This window comes from Morganella psychrotolerans (assembly GCF_001676155.1).
GTDB lineage: Bacteria > Pseudomonadota > Gammaproteobacteria > Enterobacterales > Enterobacteriaceae > Morganella > Morganella psychrotolerans.
Genome location: NZ_LZEW01000003.1, coordinates 1 through 23106, shown reverse-complemented (window position 1 = coordinate 23106; position 23106 = coordinate 1). Strand labels below are relative to the sequence as shown.

The following is a 23106-nucleotide window of genomic DNA, read 5'->3' as shown; positions in this document are numbered from 1 at the left end:
TTTTATGACAACACATAATCACACACTGGGTTTTCCGCGTATCGGCTTGAAAAGAGAGCTGAAAAAAGCACTTGAGAGTTATTGGGCAGGACAAGTTTCACAGGAAGAATTACACGAAACTGGGCGGGAACTGCGTCTGCGTCACTGGCAGCAGCAAAAAGAGGCAGGAGTTGAATTATTGCCTGTGGGAGATTTCGCATGGTATGACCATGTGCTGGGTACCAGTCTGCTGTTCGGCAATGTACCGCCGCGTCATGCAAGTGCGGATGGTCAGATTGACCTTGATACCTTGTTCCGTATCGCCCGTGGTCGTGCGCCAACCGGCGAACCGGCAGCCGCATCAGAAATGACCAAATGGTTTAACACCAATTATCACTATATTGTGCCGGAATTTCAGCGCGGGCAAACCTTCAGTGTCAGTTGGCAGCAACTGTTTGACGAAGTGGATGAAGCACTGGCGCAGGGCTTTAATATCAAGCCGGTACTGCTCGGACCGGTAACCTATCTGTGGTTGGGGAAAGTGAAAGGTGCATCATTTGACCGCCTATCATTACTGCCGTCACTGTTAGCAGCCTATAAAACGGTGCTGGTAAAACTGGCAGAGCGCGGTATTGAATGGGTTCAGGTTGATGAACCCGCACTGGTGCTGGATTTGCCAAAAGAGTGGCAGGATGCTTATCGTACGGCATACGATGCATTACAGGGACACAGTAAATTACTCCTGACCACCTATTTTGACAGTGTCAGTCATCACTTACCACTAATCCGCGAACTGCCAGTGCAGGGGCTGCATGTCGATTTTATTGCGGGCAATGATGATATTCAGGCTATCCATAATGCATTACCGGCAGACTGGCTGCTCTCTCTGGGACTGATTAACGGGCGCAATGTATGGCGTACGGATCTCCGTGCTAAATATGATTCAGTGCAGGCGATCACCGGCAAGCGGGATTTGTGGATCGGCACCTCCTGCTCTCTGCTGCACAGCCCGATTGATCTGCGCGAAGAGACAAAATTAGATGAAGAAGTAAAAAGCTGGTTTGCATTCGCACAGCAAAAATGTGAGGAACTGGCACTGCTGACCCGCGCAGTCAACAGTGGTTCAGCGAATGATATTGCCGCACTGGATACGTACAGTGCGCCAATCACAGCGCGGCGTTACTCAAAACGTGTGCATAATGCGGATGTGGCAGCACGTCTGGCAGCCATCACAGCCCGGGACAGTGAGCGTGATGCGCCTTATGAAGCGCGGGCAAAAGCCCAGCGCAGTCGTTTTAATCTGCCGCTGTGGCCGACAACTACCATCGGCTCTTTCCCGCAAACCACGGAAATTCGCGGGCTGCGGCTGAATTTCAAAAAAGGGAATATCGATAAAGCGTTCTACCGCACTAATATCTCAGAACATATTAAGCAGGCAATTAATGAGCAGGAACGGCTCGGGCTGGATGTGCTGGTACACGGCGAAGCCGAGCGCAATGACATGGTGGAATACTTCGGGGAGCATCTCGACGGCTACGTTTTCACTCAAAACGGCTGGGTACAGAGCTATGGCTCCCGCTGTGTTAAACCGCCGGTAATCATCGGTGATATCAGCCGTCCGGAGCCAATCACCGTCGAATGGGCGACTTATGCACAATCCCTCACCAGCAAACCGGTAAAAGGCATGTTAACCGGACCTATCACCATTCTGTGCTGGTCATTCCCGCGTGAAGATATCAGCCGTGAAACTATCGCCAAACAGATTGCGCTGGCACTGCGTGATGAAGTGGATGACCTGCAGAAAGCGGGGATCGGCATTATTCAGATCGACGAACCGGCACTGCGCGAAGGCTTGCCGCTGCGCCGCGCAGAATGGGCGGATTATCTGACGTGGGCGGTGGATGCATTCCGTCTGAATGCCTCAGTTGCAGATAATGATACCCAGATCCACACCCACATGTGTTACTGCGAATTCAATGACATTATGGACTCAATTGCTGCGCTGGATGCGGATGTGATCACTATCGAAACATCACGCTCCGATATGGAACTGCTGGAAGTATTTGAAGATTTTGACTATCCGAATGAGATTGGACCGGGTGTTTATGACATTCACTCACCGAATGTCCCGGAAGTGGAATGGATGGAAGCATTGTTGCGCAAAGCGGCGGATAAAATTGCCGTTGAGCGCCTGTGGGTCAACCCAGACTGTGGTCTGAAAACCCGTGGCTGGGATGAAACCCGCAAAGCCCTGGCAAACATGGTGGAAGCAGCGCGCCGCCTGCGGGCAAATCCGGACTATACTTAATGATAGGTTACACACTGTAATTTAGTGATTTATGTCACGTTTTTATGTAATTGATTCATTTTTGAATTTCAAAGTGGTGATAATAATCACTAAATTACATGCGACAGCACGTTACAGTGTGTTTAATAATCATTTTTTCAATAAGGAGTTCAGGATGGCTGATGTGTTTCATTTAGGTTTGACCAAAGGTGACTTACAAGGTGCAACACTGGCTATCGTGCCGGGCGATCCTAACCGGGTTGAAAAAATTGCCCGCCTGATGGACAACCCTGTTCACCTCGCTTCCCTGCGTGAATTTACCTCATGGCGCGGCGAGATTGACGGCAAAGCCGTGATTGTCTGCTCAACCGGTATCGGCGGCCCTTCAACCTCTATTGCGGTGGAAGAACTGGCGCAACTGGGGATCCGCACCTTCCTGCGTATCGGCACCACCGGGGCGATTCAGGAAAATATTAATGTCGGAGATGTCCTAGTCACGACAGCTGCTGTGCGTCTTGATGGCGCGAGCCTGCACTTTGCACCGATGGAATTCCCTGCGGTGGCGGACTTTGAATGTACCACCGCGCTGGTTAATGCCGCGAAAGCCGCAAACGCAACTGTGCATATTGGTGTAACCGCCTCTTCCGATACCTTCTATCCGGGTCAGGAGCGCTATGACACCTTCAGTGGTCGTGTAACCCGCCGTTTCAAAGGCTCGATGCAAGAGTGGCAGGAAATGGGCGTGATGAATTTTGAAATGGAATCAGCCACATTGCTGACCATGTGTGCCAGCCAGGGGCTGCGCGCCGGGATGGTCGCAGGGGTTATCGTCAACCGCACTCAGCAGGAAATTCCTGATGAAGCGCGGATGAAGAAAACGGAAGCAAACACCCTGGATATCGTGGTGGCAGCCGCCCGTCATCTTATTTAATCAGCCAGCTTTCAGTCAATCTGCCGCATCTCCGGTCTTTCCGGGGCTGCGGTTTTTTATTCATCTTTCATAATGCAAATCTGATAAAGTAATTGCTCTGATCACACTGATAATAATGGTATAGCCAACGTCATTCAGGATGCAGCTAACGAACCTGCGGTTTGAATGAATAAGGGTATATAGCCAACATCATTCAAGATGCAGGCAGGCGGCAAAGGAAGATAGACGGGGAGCATACATCAGTATGTGACCTGGCTGGCTGAGTGCAGCCAACGAATCTGCGGTTTGAATGAATAAGGGTATAAAGAGGAATTAATGACCAGACAAACACTACATCCGTCGGTACTGCCGCTTGACGGCGGGATCAATTTCCGTGATTTGGGTGGCAAAGTTCTGCCGGACGGCAGCAAAATTAAACCGGGACTTCTGTATCGCGCAGGGGCTTTGGATCGCCTGAGTGACAATGACTTAACCCGCCTGACGGAACAGAATTTATTTCAGATCCTCGATTACCGTGATCGCGGTGAAATCACGGATAAACCGGATCGCTTGTGGAATGGCGCGTTGTACACTAACGCCCCGGCAAATCCGATGTCAAAAGAAGTGGATGCTAACCTCGAGAAACTCGGTGACGACGCATTGACTGAATTTGATCCGAAAGCCTTTATGCTGCGCCTGTATGAGCTGCTGCCACTGAACAACCCCGCTTACCATGCACTCGGCAACATGCTGCGTCAGCCGGAAAAAGGCGGTATTGTGCAGCACTGTGCCGTTGGTAAAGACAGAACAGGTGTCGGCTCTGCGCTGGTACTGTTTGCGCTGGGTGCGGATACTGACATGGTGATGGAAGATTACCTGCTGACCAATGACACCCTGGCACCGTACCGCGATGAACTGTTATCTGAACACGCAAAAACCATGCCGGACGATGTGGTGGAAAAATTCGCCTATGTGTACTCTGTTCAGACTGATTTCCTGAATACGGCACTCAAAAGCATTCACGCGAATTATGGCAGCATTGATACCTGGCTTGCGAAAGACATCGGTCTGACAACGGCGGTCCGTGATAAAATCCGCAACCACTTCCTCGAATAATACCCGCAGGGAAAGGGGGTTTTTCTGACACTGACTGACATTATTACTATCGTGACCGCGTTTGTCCGTGAGCACGAGTACTGGGCGTTACCGGTCATTTTTGTGCTGGCGTTCGGTGAATCTCTCGCGTTTCTCTCTCTGCTGTTTCCGGCAACCGTGATCCTGCTGGGGGTCGGCGCACTGATTGGTGAAGGCGGGCTGGGCTTCTGGTCAGTCTGGCTGATGGCGGCCTCCGGTGCGTTTTTCGGCGACTGGATCTCCTATTACGTCGGTTACTATTATAAAGATGGTGTCCGTAAAATGTGGCCGATATCCCGATCCCCGCAAACGCTGGTCAAAGGGCATCAGTTCTTTGAAAAATGGGGTGTATGGGGCGTATTTATCGGACGTTTTTTTGGTCCTCTCCGTGCTGTGATCCCACTGGTGGCGGGGATTTGTGCTATGCCTCAGCGCTATTTTCAGATAGCCAATCTGCTTTCCGCTATGGTCTGGGCGTTCGGATTATTAGCCCCCGGGGCGTTCGGACTGCACTGGATAGCAAAACTGATGGGCACATAATTCTCCGTTTTCATCGGTTTACATCCGTTTTTGCGTGACGCGCCGAAAAAATAGTCTACCTGATAAAATAGGGTGGACATCTGTACAGTGGTATTTTACCGTAAGCGGCGTAAGTTATACGCAGAGGAGACAGCCATCGTGGATATTCAGTGGCTTTATGGTTTTATCGGTATTTTAAGTGGGGTTCTGCTGGGCGGCGGTATTGTCTGGTTCAGTCTGCAACAGCGGCTGGCAGAAAAAAACCGCATACTGAATGAAAATACCGGGCAGCTTGCGGTACTGGAAGAAACCAGGCGTCAGGCTGTGTACTGGCAGCAGTCACATGAGCAAAGTGAACAGGCATTACAAAATGCCCGCAATATCAGTGCGCAACAGGAAGCTGAAATCCGTGAACTGAGCACCCGGCTGGAAGAGAGCCGTCTGGCGGCAGAAGAAAAACAGCGCCTGCTGCTGAACAGCGAACAACGCCTGAATACCCAGTTTGAAAATCTTGCCGCCCGTATTTTTGAACAAAACGGCCGCCGGACAGATGAACTGAACCGGCAGAGCCTCTCCCTGCTTCTGCACCCTTTTCGTGAACAACTGGATAATTTCAATCGTCAGGTACAGGAGAGCTACAGCCAGGAAAGCCGTGAACGGCATACGCTGACTCATGAGATCCAGCGCCTGCAACAGCTGAATCTGCATATGGCACAGGAAGCTGTGAATCTCACCAATGCCCTGAAAGGGGACAATAAAATGCAGGGAAACTGGGGGGAAACCATTCTCGCCCGTATCCTTGAAGCTTCCGGTCTGCGCGAAGGTCATGAATTTGCCACCCAGGTAAATCTGAAAAGTGAGCAGCAAAACCGTTATCAGCCGGATGTGGTGATTTATCTGCCGCAGAATAAACAGGTTATTGTGGATGCAAAAGTCTCGCTGGTTGCTTACGAGCGCTATTTTAACAGTGATACAGAAGATGCCCGCAGAGCAGCACTGACGGAGCACATTAACTCTGTCCGCCAGCATATTCGCGGGCTGAGCCACAAAGCGTACCAGGATTTGAACGGGATAAATTCACTGGATTATGTGCTGATGTTTATCCCTGTCGAACCTGCGTTTCTGGCAGCGATCGGGCAGGAGAGCACACTGTTGGATGATGCGCTGAGAAGTAACATTATGTTAGTCAGCCCGTCGACACTGCTGGTGGCATTGCGGACAATATCCAATCTCTGGCGCTATGAACATCAGAATGAAAACAGTCAGGCCATCGCGCAGCGTGCTGCCCGGTTATATGACAAACTCCGGCTGTTTGTTGAGGAGATGGAGGGTATCGGCAGCGCCCTGGATAAAGCACAGGGCACCTATCATGACGCGATGAAAAAACTGACCACCGGCAGGGGGAATCTACTGCTACAGGCAGAAAATTTCCGTGAACTGGGAGTGGAAGTAAAACGCCCGCTGGATGAAAATCTGGTAAAAAAAGCACGGCTGAGTGAAGAGCAGGAAACGCAGCAGTATGCGTCCTCCGGAGATCCGGCTAATTTCGCAGAACAACACAATGCGCATAGGGTTTTGCGGTAAAGGCTGATACACTTTTGCGATTATTAAACCGTGTGCACAGGCAAAACAGGCAATATAAAGAATGGAAGAGCAATCCCGGGATAAAATCGATTTTGGTTTTCGCACTGTTAACAAGAGCGAAAAAGAAGGTATGGTGGCAAACGTCTTTCATTCTGTTGCTGCAAAATATGACCTGATGAATGACCTGATGTCTTTCGGCATCCATCGTATCTGGAAGCGTTTTACCATAGATGCCAGTGGTGTGCGCCGTGGTCAGCGGGTGCTTGATCTGGCCGGGGGAACCGGTGATTTTACCGCAAAATTCTCCCGTATGGTCGGTGAAACCGGACAGGTTGTTCTCGCGGATATCAATGATTCCATGCTGAAAATGGGCCGCGAAAAACTGCGTAATAACGGGATTATCGGTAACGTCAATTATGTTCAGGCCAATGCAGAAGAACTGCCGTTCCCGGATGATTACTTCAACTGCATTATCATCTCGTTCGGGCTGCGCAATGTCACGGATAAAGATAAAGCACTGCGTTCTATGTTCCGCGTATTAAAACCGGGCGGGCGCCTGCTGGTGCTGGAATTTTCCAAACCGGTTATTGAGCCGCTGAGCAAAGTATATGACGCCTACTCATTCCATATTCTGCCGCGCATCGGACAGGCGGTTGTAAATGATGCCGAAAGCTATCGTTATCTGGCCGAATCTATCCGCATGCACCCCGATCAGGGCACGCTGAAAGGGATGATGGAAAATGCCGGTTTTGAACAGGTGTCCTATACCAACATGACCGGCGGTATTGTCGCACTGCATAAAGGGTTCAAATTCTGATATGACTGATACGTTTGCTGAAAACGCACCGTCTTCCGTCAGTCCGCACGCGCTTTATCCTGTCATTGCCGGCTTTCTGGAAACCGTACTGAATCAGCTTCTTTACCGGGAAGCTGTCCTGAAACAGGCTCGTGTCCGGCTGACAGGGAAAACGCTGGCTCTCCGGCTGACTGAGCCGGAAATGCAATTCACACTGATTTTCAGTGAAAAACAGCTGGATGTTATCTCCCGTTGGGAAGGTTCGGCAGACTGTGTGCTGCAAACCCGGTTTGTAACCCTTCTGAAACTGAGAGATAAACAACAGCTTTCAGCGCTGATCCGCAGTGGTGATGTCACTATTGACGGAGATATGCAGGTTATTCAGCATTTTTCAGCATTGCTGGATATGGCTGAGTGGGACCCTGCACATTATCTTGCACCGTATCTGGGTGATGTTGTTGCACAAACACTGACACAGATTGCCGCGAAAGGCGGGCAGTTTATCCGCAACGCAGTTTGTCGTCAGAAAGATTATCTGTCAGGTGCGGTGACCCGCGAATGGGCATTAGCACCGTCGGCACTGGAAGCCGCTCATTTCTGTGATGAAGTGTCCTCAGCGGCACAAGCCGCCGCAGAACTTGATGCGCGGCTTTCCCGTCTGAAAAAGAGAGCAGGAACAGGGCATGAGACCGAGTGAGATTAAACGCCTTTATTTTATTATCCGTACTCTCCTTGCTTACGGTCTGGATGAACTCGTCCCGAAAAACCGGCTGAGTTGGGCTATCCGCCTCTGGCGCCGCTCACTTTTCTGGATGCCGAATAAGCATAAAGACAAGGCATTAGGTGAACGCCTGCGCCTTGCATTACAGGAACTGGGGCCGGTCTGGATCAAATTCGGGCAGATGCTTTCTACCCGCCGGGATCTGTTTCCGCCTGCCATTGCTGACCAACTGGCTCAGTTGCAGGATCGTGTGTCGCCTTTTGATGGTGCGCTGGCAAAGAAAACAATTGAAGATGCGATGGAAGGGCCGGTTGAAACCTGGTTTGATGATTTCGATATCACTCCTCTGGCATCAGCCTCGATAGCCCAGGTGCATACTGCCGTTCTGAAAGAAAACGGGCAGGCAGTCGTCCTTAAAGTGATCCGCCCTGATATTCTGCCGGTTATACAGGCCGATATTCATCTGATGTACCGGCTGGCAGGGATGATCCCGCTGTTACCGGACGGACGGCGCCTGCGCCCGAAAGAAGTAGTGCGTGAATATGAAAAAACGCTGCTGGATGAACTGAATCTGCAACGTGAAGCGGCAAATGCGATTCAGCTGCGGCGCAACTTTGAAAACAGCCCGATGCTGTATATTCCGGAAGTGTATCCGGATCTCTGCCGTGAAAATGTGCTGGTGATGGAACGGATCTACGGGATCCCTGTCTCTGATATTGCCGCACTGAATGCGCAGGGGACTAATATGAAGCTGTTAGCCGAACGTGGCGTACAGGTCTTTTTTACCCAGGTATTTCGTGACAGTTTTTTCCATGCGGATATGCATCCGGGCAATATTTTTGTCAGTCGGGAGCATCCGGACGATCCGCAGTATATCGGTATCGACTGTGGCATTGTCGGCTCACTGAATAAAGAAGATAAGCGCTATCTGGCTGAAAATTTTATCGCCTTTTTTAACCGCGATTACCGGAAAGTGGCTGAATTACATGTCGATTCCGGCTGGGTTCCGCCGGATACGAATGTTGAAGATTTTGAATTTGCCATCCGTACTGTCTGTGAACCGATTTTTGAAAAACCGCTGGCGGAAATTTCATTCGGACATGTTCTGCTGAACCTGTTTAATACCGCCCGCCGGTTTAATATGGAAGTACAGCCACAGTTGGTTTTATTGCAGAAAACACTGCTGTATGTCGAAGGTCTGGGACGTCAGCTTTATCCGCAGCTGGATTTGTGGAAAACAGCAAAACCGTTCCTGGAGTCATGGCTGAAAAGTCAGATTGGCATTAAAGCCGTGATCCGAGGGATAAAAGAGAAAGCACCTTTCTGGGCTGAAAAACTTCCTGAGTTACCTGAATTGGTGTATGACAGTCTCAGGCAGCAGCGCCGTTTGTTGTCAGGCGTTGAACGGCTGACTGAGCAGATGAAACAACAGCAGGCGACACAACGGAAAGTCAATTTTGCTCTCGGTGTCGGCGCAACCTTATTTATCTGTGCAAGCCTGTTTTATCTTGCCGGCGCTCCGCGTGCACCCTGGGTTCTGATGTCCTTTGGTGCTGTGAGTTGGGTAACAGGATGGTGGCAATCAGGTAAAATGAAGTAAAGATTGAGTTAAAACAAAGTTTCAACAGGTGTTGCGTATTTCCGTATATACCTGTCGTTGTATATAATGAAGGTAGCAAGTCCATATCAAATTGAGGTAAAACTAATGGCTGGTATTAATATTTGGCAATTGTTAATTATTGCTGTAATTGTTGTTCTCCTGTTCGGAACCAACAAACTTCGTTCACTGGGTTCTGATTTAGGGGCTTCAATCAAGGGCTTTAAAAAAGCCATTGGTGATGAAGATCAGAACAAAACAGACAAAACAGACAAAACAGAAAATACGACGGCCAGTAAAGACGCTGATTTTGAACAAAAAAAATATCGCTGAAAAGAAAGCTGACTCGTCTGAACAGTCTGAGAATAAAAACAAAGAGCAGGTATAACCCGTGTTTGACATCGGTTTTGGTGAACTGATTTTAGTAATGGTCATCGGGCTTGTTGTTCTGGGGCCGGAACGCCTTCCGGTTGCTGTGAAAACAGTCGCCGGCTGGGTTCGTGTTTTACGCTCAATGGCTGCCAATGTGCAGAATGAGCTTACCCAGGAACTGAAACTTCAGGAATTGCAGGATAATCTGAAGAAGATGGAAGAGCAGGCCGGTACCATTATTTCACCTGAATTGAAGGCGTCGATGGATGAGCTGAAAGGGGCTGCGGATACACTGCGCCGATCTTATCTGGAGCCGGTGGATTCTCTGAAAAAACAGCTTGATCCGGAAGCCCTGGCTGACAGGGAACTCGATCTTTCTGCGATTAATTCAGCGCCGTCACCTTCTGCTGACAAACCGTCTGCGGATAGCCCTGCTCCGGTGACACTGACGAAGATACCTGATGCGCAAGTGCCGGTTTCTCCGGCTCCGGTGGTAAATGAAACGGAACATACACCGTTATCTGTATCTCCGGTGTCAGATTCACAGAAACATTAAATGATTATGGTAAAAGCATGTTATGGCTGTTGAAGAAACGCAACCGCTGATCACTCATTTAATTGAATTACGCAAGCGCATTCTCAACGCTCTGATTGCGGTCTTTGTTGTTTTTGTTGCGCTGGCATATTTCTCAAATGATATCTATCAGCTGGTATCATCGCCGTTGGTAAGTAAATTGCCGCAAGGCTCGAACATGATTGCAACAGATGTTGCATCACCGTTCCTCGCGCCGATAAAACTGACCATTATGGTCTCTATTTTTATCTCAGCGCCGTACATTCTGTATCAGGTCTGGGCTTTTATTGCACCGGCACTGTACCGGCACGAACGCCGGTTGTTAATGCCGTTACTGTTTTTTAGTACGGTTTTATTCTATATGGGAATGGCGTTTGCTTACTTTGTCGTTTTCCCGCTGGCATTCGGGTTTTTTACATCCACAGCACCTGCCGATGTGGTCATTGCGACAGATATTAATAACTATCTGAGTTTCGTCATGGCGCTCTTTATGGCATTCGGGATCTCTTTTGAAGTACCGATTGCAATTATTTTGCTGTGCTGGAGTGGTGCTACAACCGTTGCATCATTAAAACAGAAGCGCCCTTATATCCTGGTTGGTGCGTTTGTTGTCGGAATGCTGCTGACGCCACCTGATGTGTTCTCACAGACACTGCTGGCTATTCCGATGTATCTTCTGTTTGAGGTTGGTGTTTTCTTTGCCCGTTTCTACGCGCCGAGAAATAAAACAGCACCACAGGATGAAGAAGCTGAAGAGTAACTAAAACAGCGATGTAAAACAAAAAACCACCATTCATCATGGTGGTTTTTTGTTTCTGCCCGCAGTGACAGTAAAATCAGTCTTTCTTCACAAAGCTGGTATTATCCACTTTTTTTGTCAGCTCTTTACTTATCAGCGTCAGCAAAAGAACAGAACGGGTTTCGCCGTCAGGCTCCTGATAAATAGCCTCTAACCCTTTGAACATACCTTCAGTTATCTCAACAATATCGCCCTGTTGCGGAACATCCTGCTCGGACATATTGATGCATTCAGCAAGTTTCAGTTCATCAATTAATGAGGCAGGAACAACCGCCGGTAATGTACCAAACCGGACAAAGTGATTAACACCGCGAGTTGAGTTAATTGTTGTTGTATGAATAATTTCCGGCTCAAAAGAGATAAAAAGATAATTCGGAAATAATGGTTCATTCACAATGATCCGCTTGCCCCGGACTACCTTTTCTATATTGGCCATAGGGGTCAGACATTCCACCTGTTGCCGCTGCAAATGTTCCATTGCCCGCGGAAGCTGACCGCGTTTGCAGTATAATAAATACCAATCCTTCATTGTCATATCCAACACAGATGGTGTACATATATAGCTGAGATGATAACAAATTTGTTTTACTATTTATGCAATAAATGATGCTTTAAGATAAATGAGTATGAGTTTCTACCCTTATACAAATTACGTTTCACCATAAAATAGTGTCATTTAATGGATATGCAAAATACGTAGCAGATTTATAAATTCAGAACAATAAAGGTAATATTGATGAACATTTTTTTTACTCAGCAATGGCAAGCTTTCCGGTAATCCTCAGTGGCTTAGTTATGCACAGGAGCGGATCAAAGCGATGATCGATACCCGTGGGATCCGCTCGGCGGTATTGATAGCCTATGCGGTTATCCGCGGCGATCATGACCAGCGCGCACGTGAATTGTCTGATGCGCTGGGAATTGATGTCACCTGTATCGAACATTTTGATTCAGCTGTTCAGGCGATAGAAAATGCAGAATGTATTCTGGTCAGCGGCGGAAATACCTGGCTGCTGAATCAGATGCTGCATGAAAACGGACTGATTGTGCCGATTCAGCGTGCAGTACGCGAGCGAAATATTCCGTATATCGGCTGGAGTGCCGGGTGCAATGTCGCCACGCCGAGTATCAGAACCACAAATGATATGCCGGTACGTAACAGCGTGATTATGCCGTCTCTGGGGCTATTCCCTGTACAAATTAATCCTCACTATATTGATGCGGCTATCAGCGGACACATGGGTGAAACCCGTGACGAGCGCATTGCTGAATTTTGTGCCGTCAATCCGCAAGAGATTGTTGTGGCGCTGCGTGAAGGCAGTGGTCTGCATATTTCCGGCAATGAATTACAGTATTTCAGCGGTAAAAATGAAGGGTTTAAAATCTTTCAGCACAACAAAACATTTCCTGAACAATTTGACACGAAAGCACTGACGGAATGGGTACCATTTAAGTGTTTGTAATTCGCGTGCTTGTAACAGTGTGCGGGATTCCTATAATGGAAGCCCATTCCTCTGCTGCGGACAGGTTGATAACACAATGAAATATCGGGACCTGAGAGATTTTCTCTCCATTCTGGAAAAACAAGGCGAACTGAAGCGGATCAGGACAGAAGTCGATCCTTACCTCGAAATGACAGAAATTGCGGATCGCACACTGCGTGCGGGTGGTCCTGCTTTGCTGTTTGAAAATCCGAAAGGGTATTCAATGCCGGTGCTCTGCAATTTGTTCGGAACGACGAAGCGGGTTGCAATGGGAATGGGGCAGGAGGATATCAATTCACTGCGTGATGTCGGGAAATTACTGGCGTTTCTTAAAGAGCCTGAACCGCCGAAAGGTTTTCGGGATTTGATCGACAAACTGCCGAAGTTTAAGCAGGTACTGAATATGCCGACCAAACGCCTGAGTTCAGCGCCCTGCCAGGAGAATGTGTTCACCGGGGACGATGTTGACCTGACAAAGATTCCGGTTATGCATTGCTGGCCGGATGACGCGGCACCGCTGATTACCTGGGGGCTGACAGTCACCCGCGGGCCATTTAAAGAGCGGCAGAATCTCGGTATTTACCGCCAGCAGGTGCTGGGGAAAAATAAACTGATTATGCGCTGGTTATCTCATCGTGGTGGCGCACTGGATTTTCAGGAATGGTGTCAGGCGCATCCCGGTGAACGTTTTCCTGTTGCGGTGGCATTGGGTGCTGACCCTGCGACTATCCTTGGTGCGGTCACGCCTGTTCCGGATACATTATCTGAGTATGCTTTTGCCGGTTTGCTGCGCGGTAATAAATCAGAAGTGGTTAAATGTATTTCCAATGATCTGGAAGTCCCGGCGGGTGCTGAAATCATTCTTGAAGGTTACATTGAACCCGGTGAAATGGCGCCTGAAGGACCTTATGGTGATCATACGGGTTACTATAATGAAGTTGATGATTTTCCGGTCTTTACTGTCACTCATATTACACAGCGGGATTCACCCATCTATCACTCGACCTACACGGGGCGCCCGCCGGATGAACCGGCAACATTAGGTGTGGCACTTAACGAAGTGCTGGTGCCTATTTTACAAAAACAGTTCCCTGAAATTGTGGATTTCTATCTGCCGCCGGAAGGATGTTCTTATCGTCTGGCCGTTGTGACCATGAAAAAACAGTATGCGGGTCACGCTAAGCGGGTAATGATGGGAGTTTGGTCGTATTTACGGCAATTTATGTACACTAAGTTTGTCATAGTCTGCGATGATGATATCAATGCCCGCGACTGGAATGATGTAATTTGGGCGATTACGACCCGGATGGACCCGGCGCGTGATACGGTCATGATAGAAAACACCCCGATTGATTATCTTGATTTTGCTTCGCCGGTATCAGGGCTGGGCTCAAAAATGGGGTTGGATGCAACAAATAAATGGCCCGGCGAAAGCTCGCGCGAGTGGGGAAAACCGATTGTGATGACCGACGAAGTCAGACAACGGGTTGACGCTTTATGGGATGAATTGAATATTCTCAATAATTGAGGGAGCACATGGCAACGCTAAACTGCAAAGTTACCTCTGTTGAATCTATAACGGATACGGTATACCGCATAAAATTATTACCTGATGGTGATTATTCATTTAAAGCCGGTCAGTATTTACTGGTGGTCATGGATGAACGGGATAAGCGCCCGTTTTCTATGGCATCTGCACCGTCATCACAGAAAGAAATCGAACTGCACATTGGCGCATCAGAATTTAACCTTTATGCCATGGCGGTAATGGACAGGATCCTGGATAACCGTCAGGTAACGATCGATTTACCACACGGAAAAGCATGGTTTCGCGAAAATAGCCGGGCGCCGATGTTGCTGGTGGCAGGCGGAACCGGTTTTTCTTACACCCGCTCAGTTTTGCTGGCGGCACTGGAAGAAAATCCTGCGCGTGATATTACGTTTTACTGGGGTGCAAGAGAACATGTCTATCTCTATGATCTCGGCGAACTTCAGTCTCTGGCAGAGACACACCCTAACCTGAAAATTATCCCGGTTGTTGAACAGCCTGATGAATCATGGCGGGGACGAACCGGTACCGTACTCAGTGCGGTACTCGATGATTTCGGATCGCTGGCAGGAAAAGATATCTATATTGCCGGTCGTTTTGAAATGGCAAAAATTGCCCGTGAGCGTTTTTGTCAGGAGCGTGCTGCTGATATTAACCGCTTGTTTGGTGATGCTTTCGAGTTTATTTAAAAAAATTCCTGACAGCGGAAATGCGGTAGTAACCGCCGGGAAAATGACTGAATTTTATATTTTTAACGACTCACCACATTGTACTGTGGCGGGTCGTTTTTGTTTCCGGTCTGCTTGTCAGCCGGGGAGTCGTTCGATTACGGTCGCTATCCCCTGACCGAAGCCAATACACATGGTTGCCAGGCCGAACTGCGCATCCTGTTGTTCCATGACCGTCAGCAGTGAGGTGATAATCCGTGTACCGGAGCAGCCCAGCGGGTGCCCGAGTGCAATAGCCCCGCCGTGAAGATTAACTCTGTCATCATAGTTCTCTGCCAGTCCGAGTCCTTTCAGACAGGCAAGTGCTTGTGCGGAAAAGGCTTCATTCAGTTCAATGACAGCAATATCATCCAGTGTCAGTCCGGCTTTTTTCAGCGCAAGATGTGTCGCCGGAACCGGACCATATCCCATCAGCGCCGGTTCACAACCGACAACGCTCATTGATCTGACTACTGCACGGGGTGTTAATCCCTGTTCTTGTGCGTAGTGCTCACCGGCAAGCAGCATAACGGATGCACCATCAGAGATTGCTGATGAATTACCAGCCGTCACACTGCCGTTTACCGGGTCGAATACCGGACGTAGTGCGGCGAGTTCGGCAAGATTACTGTTTTCGCGGACGGTTTCATCCCGCACGGCGGCGATTGGTATGCCCGCCGGGTTATGTCCGGATACCGGATGAATTTCACGGGAAAATTTTTGTTCTCTGAAAGCCTGGGCAGCCCGCTGATGTGAGCGTAGTGCAAACTCATCCTGAGCCTGCCGGCTTATCGAGAATTGCCGTGCCAGAACTTCGGCTGTCAGTCCCATAATACCGGATGCTTTAGCCGTATGAATTGCCGAGGCGGGATTATAATCAATACCCTGCGTCATCGGGATATGACCCATATGTTCCACCCCCCCGGCTAATGCTAACCGACCATCACCAGTCTGAATCAGCCGTGCGGCATCATGCAGTGCCTGCATGGACGAGCCGCACAGTCGGTTAACTGTTACCGCAGGAACATGTTGCGGGATATCGGTCAGTAATGCAGCATTGCGGGCGATATTAAAACCTTGTTCCCCCGTTTGCTGTACACAGCCCCAGATAATGTCATCGATATCTTCTGCATTGATATTATTGCGGTTTATGATGGCATTCATCACCTCAGCGGAGAGGTTTTCTGCCCGTACATGCCGGAAAATTCCGTTTTTTGAACGCCCCATTGAGGTGCGGAGACCATCAACTATCATGACTTTTTCCATATAAACCTCACTGTTTCTCAATCGGATTACTACCCGGCTGCGGATAATAGGATGTGTTACTGACAGCATGTGCCCGCAAACTGTCAGGTGCGGCGTAGAGCTGTCCGAGCGCCAGGAAGCGATCAGCTTTTTCACAAAATGTCCGCGTACCGGTATCGTCAAGATAACGGAAAATACCTCCCCGGAACGGCGGGAATCCCAGCCCGTAAACCAGCGCCAAATCAGCTTCAGCCGGACTGTTGATAATACCTTCTTCATAACAGCGGACGACTTCATTCACCATCGGGATCATCAGACGGTCAATAATATCGTCTGCGGAAAACGTACGGGGAGTGCGCCCGAGAGGGGCGAGTATAGAGTCAAGCTGTTCATCGGGCTGCTTTTGCAGCCGTCCTTTAGCGTCATCAATATGTCGGTAAAACCCGAGACGATTTTTTTGCCCGAGTCGCTTCAGGTCTGCCAGAAGGCTGATAACATCCGGTGATGATACTGTCATCCGATCCGGATAGCCTTCAGCCATGACTTTCTGTGCATGACTTGCCGTATCCAGCCCGACAACATCCAGCAGCAGCGCAGGTCCCATCGGCCAGCCGAATTCCTGTTCCATAACCTGGTCAACTATCTGAATATCAGCACCGTCAGACACCAACCGGGAAAAGGCATTCAGATACGGAAAAAGTACCCGGTTAATAAAAAATCCCGGACAATCACCGACAACAACCGGTGTTTTCCCCATTTTGTGGGCGTAATGAACAACGGCGGCAATGGTACTGTCTGATGTTTTTTCTCCGCGGATTACTTCGACCAACGGCATTTTTGGCACCGGGTTGAAAAAGTGCATACCGCAGAAATTTTCCGGACGTTTCAGTACCTGAGCCAGTGTGTTTATCGGAATAGAGGATGTATTTGACGTAAGAATACAATCAGTACTGACCTGCTGCTCAACGTCAGCAAGTACCTGCTGTTTGACGGATATATTTTCAATGACGGCTTCAACAACAATATCGCATTCATTTATCCCGTCGTATTGCAGAACAGGACGGATAGCTGCCCGTATCGTCGCCGCTTGCGGCAATGTCAGTTTTCCTTTCTGACACTGCTTTTCCAGTAGTTTTGTTGCTTCATCAACGCCTGCCTGAAGCGCTGCCGGCTGAATATCTTTTAATATTGCAGGAATACCATTACAGGCAGACTGATAAGCGATGCCTCCACCCATGATCCCCGCACCGATGACGGCGGCTTGTTTTGGCGCATCGTGCCGGGTTATCAGCCGGCGGGTGATCCCTTTGACATATTGCTCATTCAGAAAAAGAGAAACCAGTGCCCGCGCGCTTAATGTTTTTGTCAGAGGAATAAAGTGTGCCGCTTCACAGGTAAGTGCGCCATCACGGGACATTCCTGCACCGGCCTCAATAGCATTCACTGCTGCCATCGGTGCCGGATAGTGTTTTCCGGCTTTCTGCCGGACCAGACCTTTTGCCGGGATGAAGCTCATTTGTTGCTCCGCCGGACTGAGTTGTAACGGCGATATTTTTTGCAGGCGCCTGGCGTGCCAGTTCAGAGAACCGGAAATTGCCTGTTCCAGCAGTGTCAGCGCACTGCTTATCAGTTCAGTATCAGGAACAATACCGTCAATCAGCCTGAGTTTCAGGGCCTCAGAGGCGGTAACTGTTTTTCCCTGCGTAATGAGTTCCAGTGCATTATCACAACCAACCAGCCGTGGCAGGCGGACAGATCCGCCGAAACCCGGCATTATACCAAGCTTGGTTTCCGGCAGACCGATACGTAAATCTTCTGTTGCCAGGCGATAATCAGTGGTTAGTGCACATTCGCATCCTCCGCCAAGTGTAAATTTTCGCAGTGCGGAAACAGTCGGCACGGGGAGATCTTCCAGACGGTTAAATAACTGATTAGCAAAATTCAGCCAGGTGGCGAGCTGTTCTTCCGGGGCATCAAACAGCGCAATAAACTCAGTGATATCCGCACCGAGGATAAAGCTTTCCTTTGATGAGGTGACGATAAGCCCTTTCAGATGTTCTGTTTTTTCAAGACAGGCAACGGCATCATGTAATGAAGCAATCGTACGGGTATCCAGCTTATTTATCGCATCCTGCGCATCAAAAACAAGTTTTGCAATTCCCTCTTTTTCCCAACTAATCTTAATTGATTCACTGTGATAGAGCATACGATTCTCCTTAATCAGTATCATTACCGGGGAAGAATGAAGATAACATGTGGTATGACCAGCTAAGGCAATTGTGATTTTTTTTGTTAATAAAAGCAAACGAAATGATGGTTTTTTGCGCTAAAGATCACGGTAAATGTTTTATCAGACAGAAACAGAACAATAATTTTTCGTGATGTGCCGAAGATTCGGGCGAAGTGATTGACGCTCTGACAGGGCGTGTCATAGTCGGCATATCCATGATCACGGAGATCATGCTAAGCTTTTATCACTATCATAATGAAAAAAGGTCATTTCCCATGGAAAAACCAGCATCTCTTTACCGTGAGCACATCGCAACTCTGTTACAACGTACGCGGGATATTCTTGCGCGTGAGAAACTGGATTCGTTACTGATTCATTCCGGTGAACCACTGAGAATATTTCTTGATGACCGTGATTATCCTTTTAAAAGTAATGTACATTTTAAAGCATGGGTGCCGGTAACGGATGTCCCTCATTGCTGGCTGTGGACGGATGGCGTGAACAAACCAAAAGTATGGTTTTATTCACCTGTTGACTATTGGCATAGTGTTGAAGCATTACCATCATCATTCTGGACAAACGATGTAGAGATCATTCATCTGAAGAATGCCGGAGATATCGCAGAACACCTGGTATCACTGAATAAAACCCATACGGCGTATATCGGACCAAATATTGAGCGTGCGGCATCCCTGGGTATCAATGACAACAATATTAACCCGAAAGCGGTACTGGATTATTTCGCGTTTCACCGTTCATATAAGACAGATTATGAACTGGCTTGTATGCGTGAAGCACAAAAAATGGCAGTGAATGGTCATCAGGCCGCGCACGAGGCGTTCTTATCCGACCTGAGTGAATTTGATATTAATATGGCGTATCTGATGGCAACCGGACATCGTGATACTGATGTTCCTTACGATAATATTGTTGCCATCAATGAAAATGCCGCTGTTTTACATTACACCAAACTGAATAAAAGCCCCCCGCGTGAGCGCCGCAGTTTTTTAATTGATGCCGGTGCGGAATATCATGGTTATGCAGCGGATTTGACCCGTACTTATGCGGCTAAGGCGGATAGTGATTTTGCGCAGTTGGTTCATGACCTTAATAATGAGCAGCAGGGGCTTATCGGTAATATTAAAGCAGGGGTTCGCTATACGGACTACCATGTTCAGATGCATCACCGAATCGCAAAATTACTGAAAAAACACAAGATTATTAACGGAATGTCTGAAGAGGCTATGGTTAGTGAAGGTGTGACAACGCCATTTTTACCTCACGGTTTAGGTCATCCTCTCGGTTTACAGGTACATGATGCCGCCGGATTTATGCAAAATGATCAGGGTGAGCACCTGGCAGCCCCACAGATGTATCCTTTCCTGCGCTGCACCCGTATCCTGGAACCCCGCATGGTATTGACTATTGAACCGGGGCTCTATTTTATTGAATCGTTACTGGCACCGTGGCGGGAAAGTGCATTCAGCCAGCATTTTGACTGGAAGCGTATTGAAATGTTTAAGCCATACGGCGGGATCCGCATTGAAGATAATATTATTATCCATAACAATAGTGTGGAAAATATGACGCGGGATCTGAATCTGTCGTAATGAAATCGTATCTTATCCCGGCTGAGCCGGTCATGTTTACTGAAGAAATAAAAAAGAGTCGTTTTATCACCCTGTTGCAGCACACGGACGGGGTGGATGACGCAAAGCAATTTATTCAGTCTGTTAAAGATGAGTACCCTGATGCCCGGCACCATTGCTGGGCATTTGTTGCAGGGCGCCCGGATGATTCACAAAAACTGGGCTTTTCTGATGACGGAGAACCAACCGGAACAGCAGGGAAGCCAATTATTGCTCAGTTACTCGGTAGTGAAATCGGCGAAATTACGGCGGTGGTTGTCCGCTATTTCGGCGGAATTAAATTGGGAACGGGCGGGCTGGTTCGTGCATACGGGAATGGTGTCCAGCAATCATTAAAGTTATTGATAACAAAAATGAAAGTCCCACAGATATTATGTGAAATAACCTGTGATTACAGCTTTATTAATCAGATAGAGCTTCTGGTCCGCCAGGTGGAAGGCACCGTCATTGCCAGTGATTTTGGTGCAGATGTAACGTTACGGATATCGATTCCCGCTACCTTACTGAGTGAGGTTGGTGATAAATTACGTGACCTGAGCCGGGGAATGCTCGAACTGACATGTCTTGATGACATTCCCGGAAATTGATTTCTAAGGACACTGCTGCATGCATTTTCGTGCCATAACCCGTATTGTCGGGTTACTTGTCATTATGTTCTCTGTCACCATGATCATTCCCGGGATCGTGGCACTTATTTATAAAGATGGCGCCGGTAAAGCGTTTAGCCAGACGTTTCTGACAGCATTAATTATCGGGTTACTGCTTTGGATTCCGACACGGAATAATAAAAGTGAATTAAAACAGAAAGAAGGTTTTCTGATTGTTGTTCTCTTCTGGACTGTGCTGGGGAGTGTCGGGGCACTGCCGTTTATATTTTCAGAACGTCCCAATCTTTCTGTGACAGATGCGTTTTTTGAATCGTTTTCAGGATTGACCACAACGGGAGCGACCACGCTGGTCGGGCTGGATACTCTGCCCAAGGCGATTTTGTTTTATCGCCAGATGCTGCAATGGCTTGGCGGGATGGGGATCATTGTACTGGCTGTGGCTATTTTGCCGCTTTTAGGTGTCGGGGGGATGCAGTTGTACCGTGCAGAAATGCCCGGCCCGCTGAAAGACAACAAAATGCGGCCGAGAATTGCTGAAACGGCGAAAACACTCTGGCTTATCTATGTTTTCCTGACCATCGTTTGTGCCATTGCACTGTGGTTTGCCGGCATGGATGTCTTTGATGCGATCTCACACAGTTTTTCCACGATCGCAATCGGCGGTTTTTCAACTCACGATGCCAGCATCGGGTATTTTAACAGTCCCGCAATTAATACGATTATTGCCATATTCTTGCTGATCTCCGGTTGTAACTATGGTCTGCACTTTGCGGTACTGACCGGGCGAAGCCTGGGTGTTTACTGGCGGGATCTTGAGTTCAGGATGTTTATCTCGATTCAGTTTGTGCTGGTCGTGATCTGCGCATTGGTTTTATGGCGATTCGGTGTTTATGCTACGGAGGGGCAAACCCTCAACCAGGCTTTTTTCCAGGTAGTCTCCATGGCGACGACTGCCGGGTTCTCAACAGACAGCTTCTATAAGTGGCCGTTATTTTTGCCGATGTTACTTCTGTGCGCAGCTTTTGTAGGGGGATGTGCAGGATCAACCGGCGGCGGGCTGAAGGTTATCCGTATTATGCTCTTGTTCCTGCAGGGAGCGCGTGAACTGAAGCGGCTGGTTCATCCGAATGCTGTTTATACTATTAAGCTTGGCAGAAGGGCGTTACCGGAACGGATTATTGAAGCAGTCTGGGGCTTTTTTTTCGGCCTATGCACTGGTTTTTGTTGTCAGCATGCTGCTTCTTATCGCAACAGGTGTTGATGAATTCTCTGCATTCTCTGCTATTGCGACCACACTGAATAATCTCGGGCCGGGCCTTGGCACATTAGGCGAAAACTTCACAACACTGAATCCTGCCGGGAAATGGATCCTCGTTGTGACAATGTTGTTCGGTCGTTTGGAAGTCTTTACCTTACTTGTTTTGCTGACGCCAACCTTCTGGCGTGATTAACGGAGTTTTTCCATGTCGTATTTGTTGCTTTACTCCAGTCATGACGGACAAACTAAAAAAAATTGTCACACAGATTGCCTTACATCTGCGTAAGGCCGGAATGCAGTGCGATGTCCGCTCCTTACAGGAAGGACATGCACTGAATTTGGCACCCTATGAAAAGATACTGGTTGGTGCATCTATCCGTTACGGACATTTTAATCGTGCTCTGAACCGGTTTGCGAATTTGCATGCTGCGCAAATGAATCAGATGAAAACAGCATTCTTCGGCGTAAATCTGACAGCGCGTAAACCTGAAAAACGAACACCACAGACAAACCTGTATGTTCGCAAGTTCCTGGAAGCGACTCCATGGAAGCCGACAGTCAGTGCTGTATTTGCCGGAGCACTGCTGTACCCCCGTTATCGCTGGCTAGATCGCGTAATGATCCGTCTTATAATGAAGATGACAAAAGGGGAAACGGATACTACAAAAGAAATCGAGTATACAGATTGGGATCAGGTTGAGGCCTTTGCAACTGAGTTTGCTCATATTTAAACCAGAACCCGGTATTTTTGCCCGGAATACAACCGGATTGGGTGATTTCTCTGCAAACAGAAAAAAAATTGAAATTACTCCTTGCGGTCAGACAGAAACTCCCTATAATGCGCCCTCACTGACACGGAACAACACGCTGACAAGCGCGCCGACAGTGAGAAGAACAGCAGGAAGTTGAAAAACAAATGCTTGACTTCAGAGGTGAAAAGCGTAATATACGCAGCCTCGCAACAACGCAGAAGACCGGCAACGGCAGCGTGTGTTTGCAACGCTCTTTAACAATTTATCAGACAATCTGTGTGGGCACTCACAGGACATATCGCAAAATATTATTTTTGAGAAGTCTTGAAGAGTGACCAAAACAGCAGCTTCG

The 23106-nt window shown here is 48.4% G+C and carries 17 protein-coding genes and 4 pseudogenes; 18 read left to right on the top strand and 3 right to left on the bottom strand.

Features of this window, described 5'->3' with window-relative positions; genetic code table 11:
- Positions 1 to 4 precede the first annotated feature (4 nt).
- The 11 genes and pseudogenes from metE to tatC all read left to right on the top strand — a co-directional run bounded on the left by metE (position 5) and on the right by tatC (position 11233).
- Positions 5 to 2287: a 5-methyltetrahydropteroyltriglutamate--homocysteine S-methyltransferase gene (metE, locus tag AYY16_RS08840; RefSeq protein WP_067365210.1), complete on the top strand. Its 2283-nt coding sequence runs from the start codon at positions 5 to 7 to the stop codon at positions 2285 to 2287.
- A 154-nt stretch (positions 2288 to 2441) separates the two neighbouring features.
- Complete coding sequence (udp, locus tag AYY16_RS08835) at positions 2442 to 3197, top strand: uridine phosphorylase (RefSeq protein WP_067365298.1); 756 nt, start codon at positions 2442 to 2444, stop codon at positions 3195 to 3197.
- A 315-nt stretch (positions 3198 to 3512) separates the two neighbouring features.
- On the top strand, positions 3513 to 4292 hold the full coding sequence (locus AYY16_RS08830; protein ID WP_067365207.1) for a tyrosine-protein phosphatase: 780 nt from the start codon (positions 3513 to 3515) through the stop codon (positions 4290 to 4292).
- A 24-nt stretch (positions 4293 to 4316) separates the two neighbouring features.
- Positions 4317 to 4850, top strand: coding sequence for a DedA family protein (locus AYY16_RS08825; protein WP_067365205.1), 534 nt, complete (start codon positions 4317 to 4319; stop codon positions 4848 to 4850).
- A gap of 138 nt (positions 4851 to 4988) precedes the next feature.
- On the top strand, positions 4989 to 6413 hold the full coding sequence (gene rmuC, locus AYY16_RS08820; protein ID WP_067365202.1) for a DNA recombination protein RmuC: 1425 nt from the start codon (positions 4989 to 4991) through the stop codon (positions 6411 to 6413).
- 61 nt (positions 6414 to 6474) lie between these two features.
- On the top strand, positions 6475 to 7230 hold the full coding sequence (gene ubiE / locus AYY16_RS08815) for a bifunctional demethylmenaquinone methyltransferase/2-methoxy-6-polyprenyl-1,4-benzoquinol methylase UbiE (RefSeq protein ID WP_067365199.1): 756 nt from the start codon (positions 6475 to 6477) through the stop codon (positions 7228 to 7230).
- Position 7231: 1 nt separating this feature from the next.
- The gene (locus AYY16_RS08810; protein WP_067365196.1) at positions 7232 to 7906 is read left to right on the top strand and encodes a ubiquinone biosynthesis accessory factor UbiJ; all 675 of its coding nucleotides are present in this window, start codon (positions 7232 to 7234) and stop codon (positions 7904 to 7906) included.
- On the top strand, positions 7893 to 9530 hold the full coding sequence (gene ubiB, locus AYY16_RS08805; protein WP_067365193.1) for a ubiquinone biosynthesis regulatory protein kinase UbiB: 1638 nt from the start codon (positions 7893 to 7895) through the stop codon (positions 9528 to 9530). Before AYY16_RS08810 ends, ubiB begins: the two co-directional genes overlap by 14 nt.
- A 105-nt stretch (positions 9531 to 9635) precedes the next feature.
- Positions 9636 to 9915: pseudogene (gene tatA / locus AYY16_RS08800) on the top strand (Sec-independent protein translocase subunit TatA).
- A gap of 3 nt (positions 9916 to 9918) precedes the next feature.
- The gene (gene tatB, locus AYY16_RS08795; RefSeq protein ID WP_067365190.1) at positions 9919 to 10455 is read left to right on the top strand and encodes a Sec-independent protein translocase protein TatB; all 537 of its coding nucleotides are present in this window, start codon (positions 9919 to 9921) and stop codon (positions 10453 to 10455) included.
- Positions 10456 to 10477: 22 nt separating this feature from the next.
- A complete protein-coding gene (gene tatC, locus AYY16_RS08790; RefSeq protein WP_067365187.1) occupies positions 10478 to 11233 on the top strand; it encodes a Sec-independent protein translocase subunit TatC in 756 nt (251 codons plus the stop codon).
- A 76-nt stretch (positions 11234 to 11309) separates the two neighbouring features.
- Here tatC and rfaH read toward each other — a convergent pair whose 3' ends face one another.
- On the bottom strand, positions 11310 to 11801 hold the full coding sequence (rfaH, locus tag AYY16_RS08785; protein ID WP_067365295.1) for a transcription/translation regulatory transformer protein RfaH: 492 nt from the start codon (positions 11799 to 11801) through the stop codon (positions 11310 to 11312).
- Positions 11802 to 12018: 217 nt separating this feature from the next.
- On the opposite strand from rfaH, the pseudogene pepE reads away from it, so the two are divergent.
- The 3 genes and pseudogenes from pepE to fre all read left to right on the top strand — a co-directional run.
- Positions 12019 to 12735, top strand: a pseudogene (pepE, locus tag AYY16_RS08780) (dipeptidase PepE); the annotation flags it as partial.
- A gap of 76 nt (positions 12736 to 12811) precedes the next feature.
- Positions 12812 to 14284: a 4-hydroxy-3-polyprenylbenzoate decarboxylase gene (gene ubiD / locus AYY16_RS08775; RefSeq protein WP_067365184.1), complete on the top strand. Its 1473-nt coding sequence runs from the start codon at positions 12812 to 12814 to the stop codon at positions 14282 to 14284.
- A gap of 8 nt (positions 14285 to 14292) precedes the next feature.
- Positions 14293 to 14994, top strand: coding sequence for an NAD(P)H-flavin reductase (gene fre / locus AYY16_RS08770; RefSeq protein WP_067365182.1), 702 nt, complete (start codon positions 14293 to 14295; stop codon positions 14992 to 14994).
- 117 nt (positions 14995 to 15111) lie between these two features.
- Here the strand turns inward: fre and fadA are convergent, their stop codons facing one another.
- Positions 15112 to 16278: an acetyl-CoA C-acyltransferase FadA gene (gene fadA, locus AYY16_RS08765; RefSeq protein ID WP_067365179.1), complete on the bottom strand. Its 1167-nt coding sequence runs from the start codon at positions 16276 to 16278 to the stop codon at positions 15112 to 15114.
- Between the two features lie 7 nt (positions 16279 to 16285).
- Positions 16286 to 18463: a fatty acid oxidation complex subunit alpha FadB gene (gene fadB, locus AYY16_RS08760; RefSeq protein ID WP_067365177.1), complete on the bottom strand. Its 2178-nt coding sequence runs from the start codon at positions 18461 to 18463 to the stop codon at positions 16286 to 16288.
- Positions 18464 to 18762: 299 nt separating this feature from the next.
- Between fadB and pepQ the strand changes: the two genes are divergently transcribed.
- The 4 genes and pseudogenes from pepQ (at position 18763) to hemG (ending at position 22733) form a co-directional block, all read left to right on the top strand.
- Positions 18763 to 20097, top strand: a complete 1335-nt coding sequence (gene pepQ / locus AYY16_RS08755) for a Xaa-Pro dipeptidase (protein ID WP_067365174.1) — start codon at positions 18763 to 18765, stop codon at positions 20095 to 20097.
- Entirely contained in the window at positions 20097 to 20723 is a 627-nt protein-coding gene (locus AYY16_RS08750; RefSeq protein WP_067365171.1) for an IMPACT family protein, read from the top strand. Before pepQ ends, AYY16_RS08750 begins: the two co-directional genes overlap by 1 nt.
- A 19-nt stretch (positions 20724 to 20742) precedes the next feature.
- Positions 20743 to 22195 (top strand): annotated as a pseudogene (trkH, locus tag AYY16_RS08745) (Trk system potassium transporter TrkH).
- Positions 22196 to 22207: 12 nt separating this feature from the next.
- A pseudogene (hemG, locus tag AYY16_RS08740) lies at positions 22208 to 22733 on the top strand (menaquinone-dependent protoporphyrinogen IX dehydrogenase).
- The last annotated feature ends 373 nt before the right edge of the window (positions 22734 to 23106 follow it).

Excerpts from the sequence above, each read along its gene's own strand:
- fre (WP_067365182.1), top strand. The coding sequence starts at position 14,293 with ATGGCAACGCTAAACTGCAAAGTTACCTCTGTTGAATCTATAACGGAT.
- fadA (WP_067365179.1), bottom strand. The coding sequence starts at position 16,278 with ATGGAAAAAGTCATGATAGTTGATGGTCTCCGCACCTCAATGGGGCGT.
- pepQ (WP_067365174.1), top strand. The coding sequence starts at position 18,763 with ATGGAAAAACCAGCATCTCTTTACCGTGAGCACATCGCAACTCTGTTA.
- AYY16_RS08810 (WP_067365196.1), top strand. The coding sequence starts at position 7,232 with ATGACTGATACGTTTGCTGAAAACGCACCGTCTTCCGTCAGTCCGCAC.
- ubiE (WP_067365199.1), top strand. The coding sequence starts at position 6,475 with ATGGAAGAGCAATCCCGGGATAAAATCGATTTTGGTTTTCGCACTGTT.
- udp (WP_067365298.1), top strand. The coding sequence starts at position 2,442 with ATGGCTGATGTGTTTCATTTAGGTTTGACCAAAGGTGACTTACAAGGT.
- fadB (WP_067365177.1), bottom strand. The coding sequence starts at position 18,463 with ATGCTCTATCACAGTGAATCAATTAAGATTAGTTGGGAAAAAGAGGGA.
- AYY16_RS08830 (WP_067365207.1), top strand. The coding sequence starts at position 3,513 with ATGACCAGACAAACACTACATCCGTCGGTACTGCCGCTTGACGGCGGG.
- metE (WP_067365210.1), top strand. The coding sequence starts at position 5 with ATGACAACACATAATCACACACTGGGTTTTCCGCGTATCGGCTTGAAA.
- tatC (WP_067365187.1), top strand. The coding sequence starts at position 10,478 with ATGGCTGTTGAAGAAACGCAACCGCTGATCACTCATTTAATTGAATTA.
- ubiB (WP_067365193.1), top strand. The coding sequence starts at position 7,893 with ATGAGACCGAGTGAGATTAAACGCCTTTATTTTATTATCCGTACTCTC.
- AYY16_RS08750 (WP_067365171.1), top strand. The coding sequence starts at position 20,097 with ATGAAATCGTATCTTATCCCGGCTGAGCCGGTCATGTTTACTGAAGAA.
- rfaH (WP_067365295.1), bottom strand. The coding sequence starts at position 11,801 with ATGAAGGATTGGTATTTATTATACTGCAAACGCGGTCAGCTTCCGCGG.
- ubiD (WP_067365184.1), top strand. The coding sequence starts at position 12,812 with ATGAAATATCGGGACCTGAGAGATTTTCTCTCCATTCTGGAAAAACAA.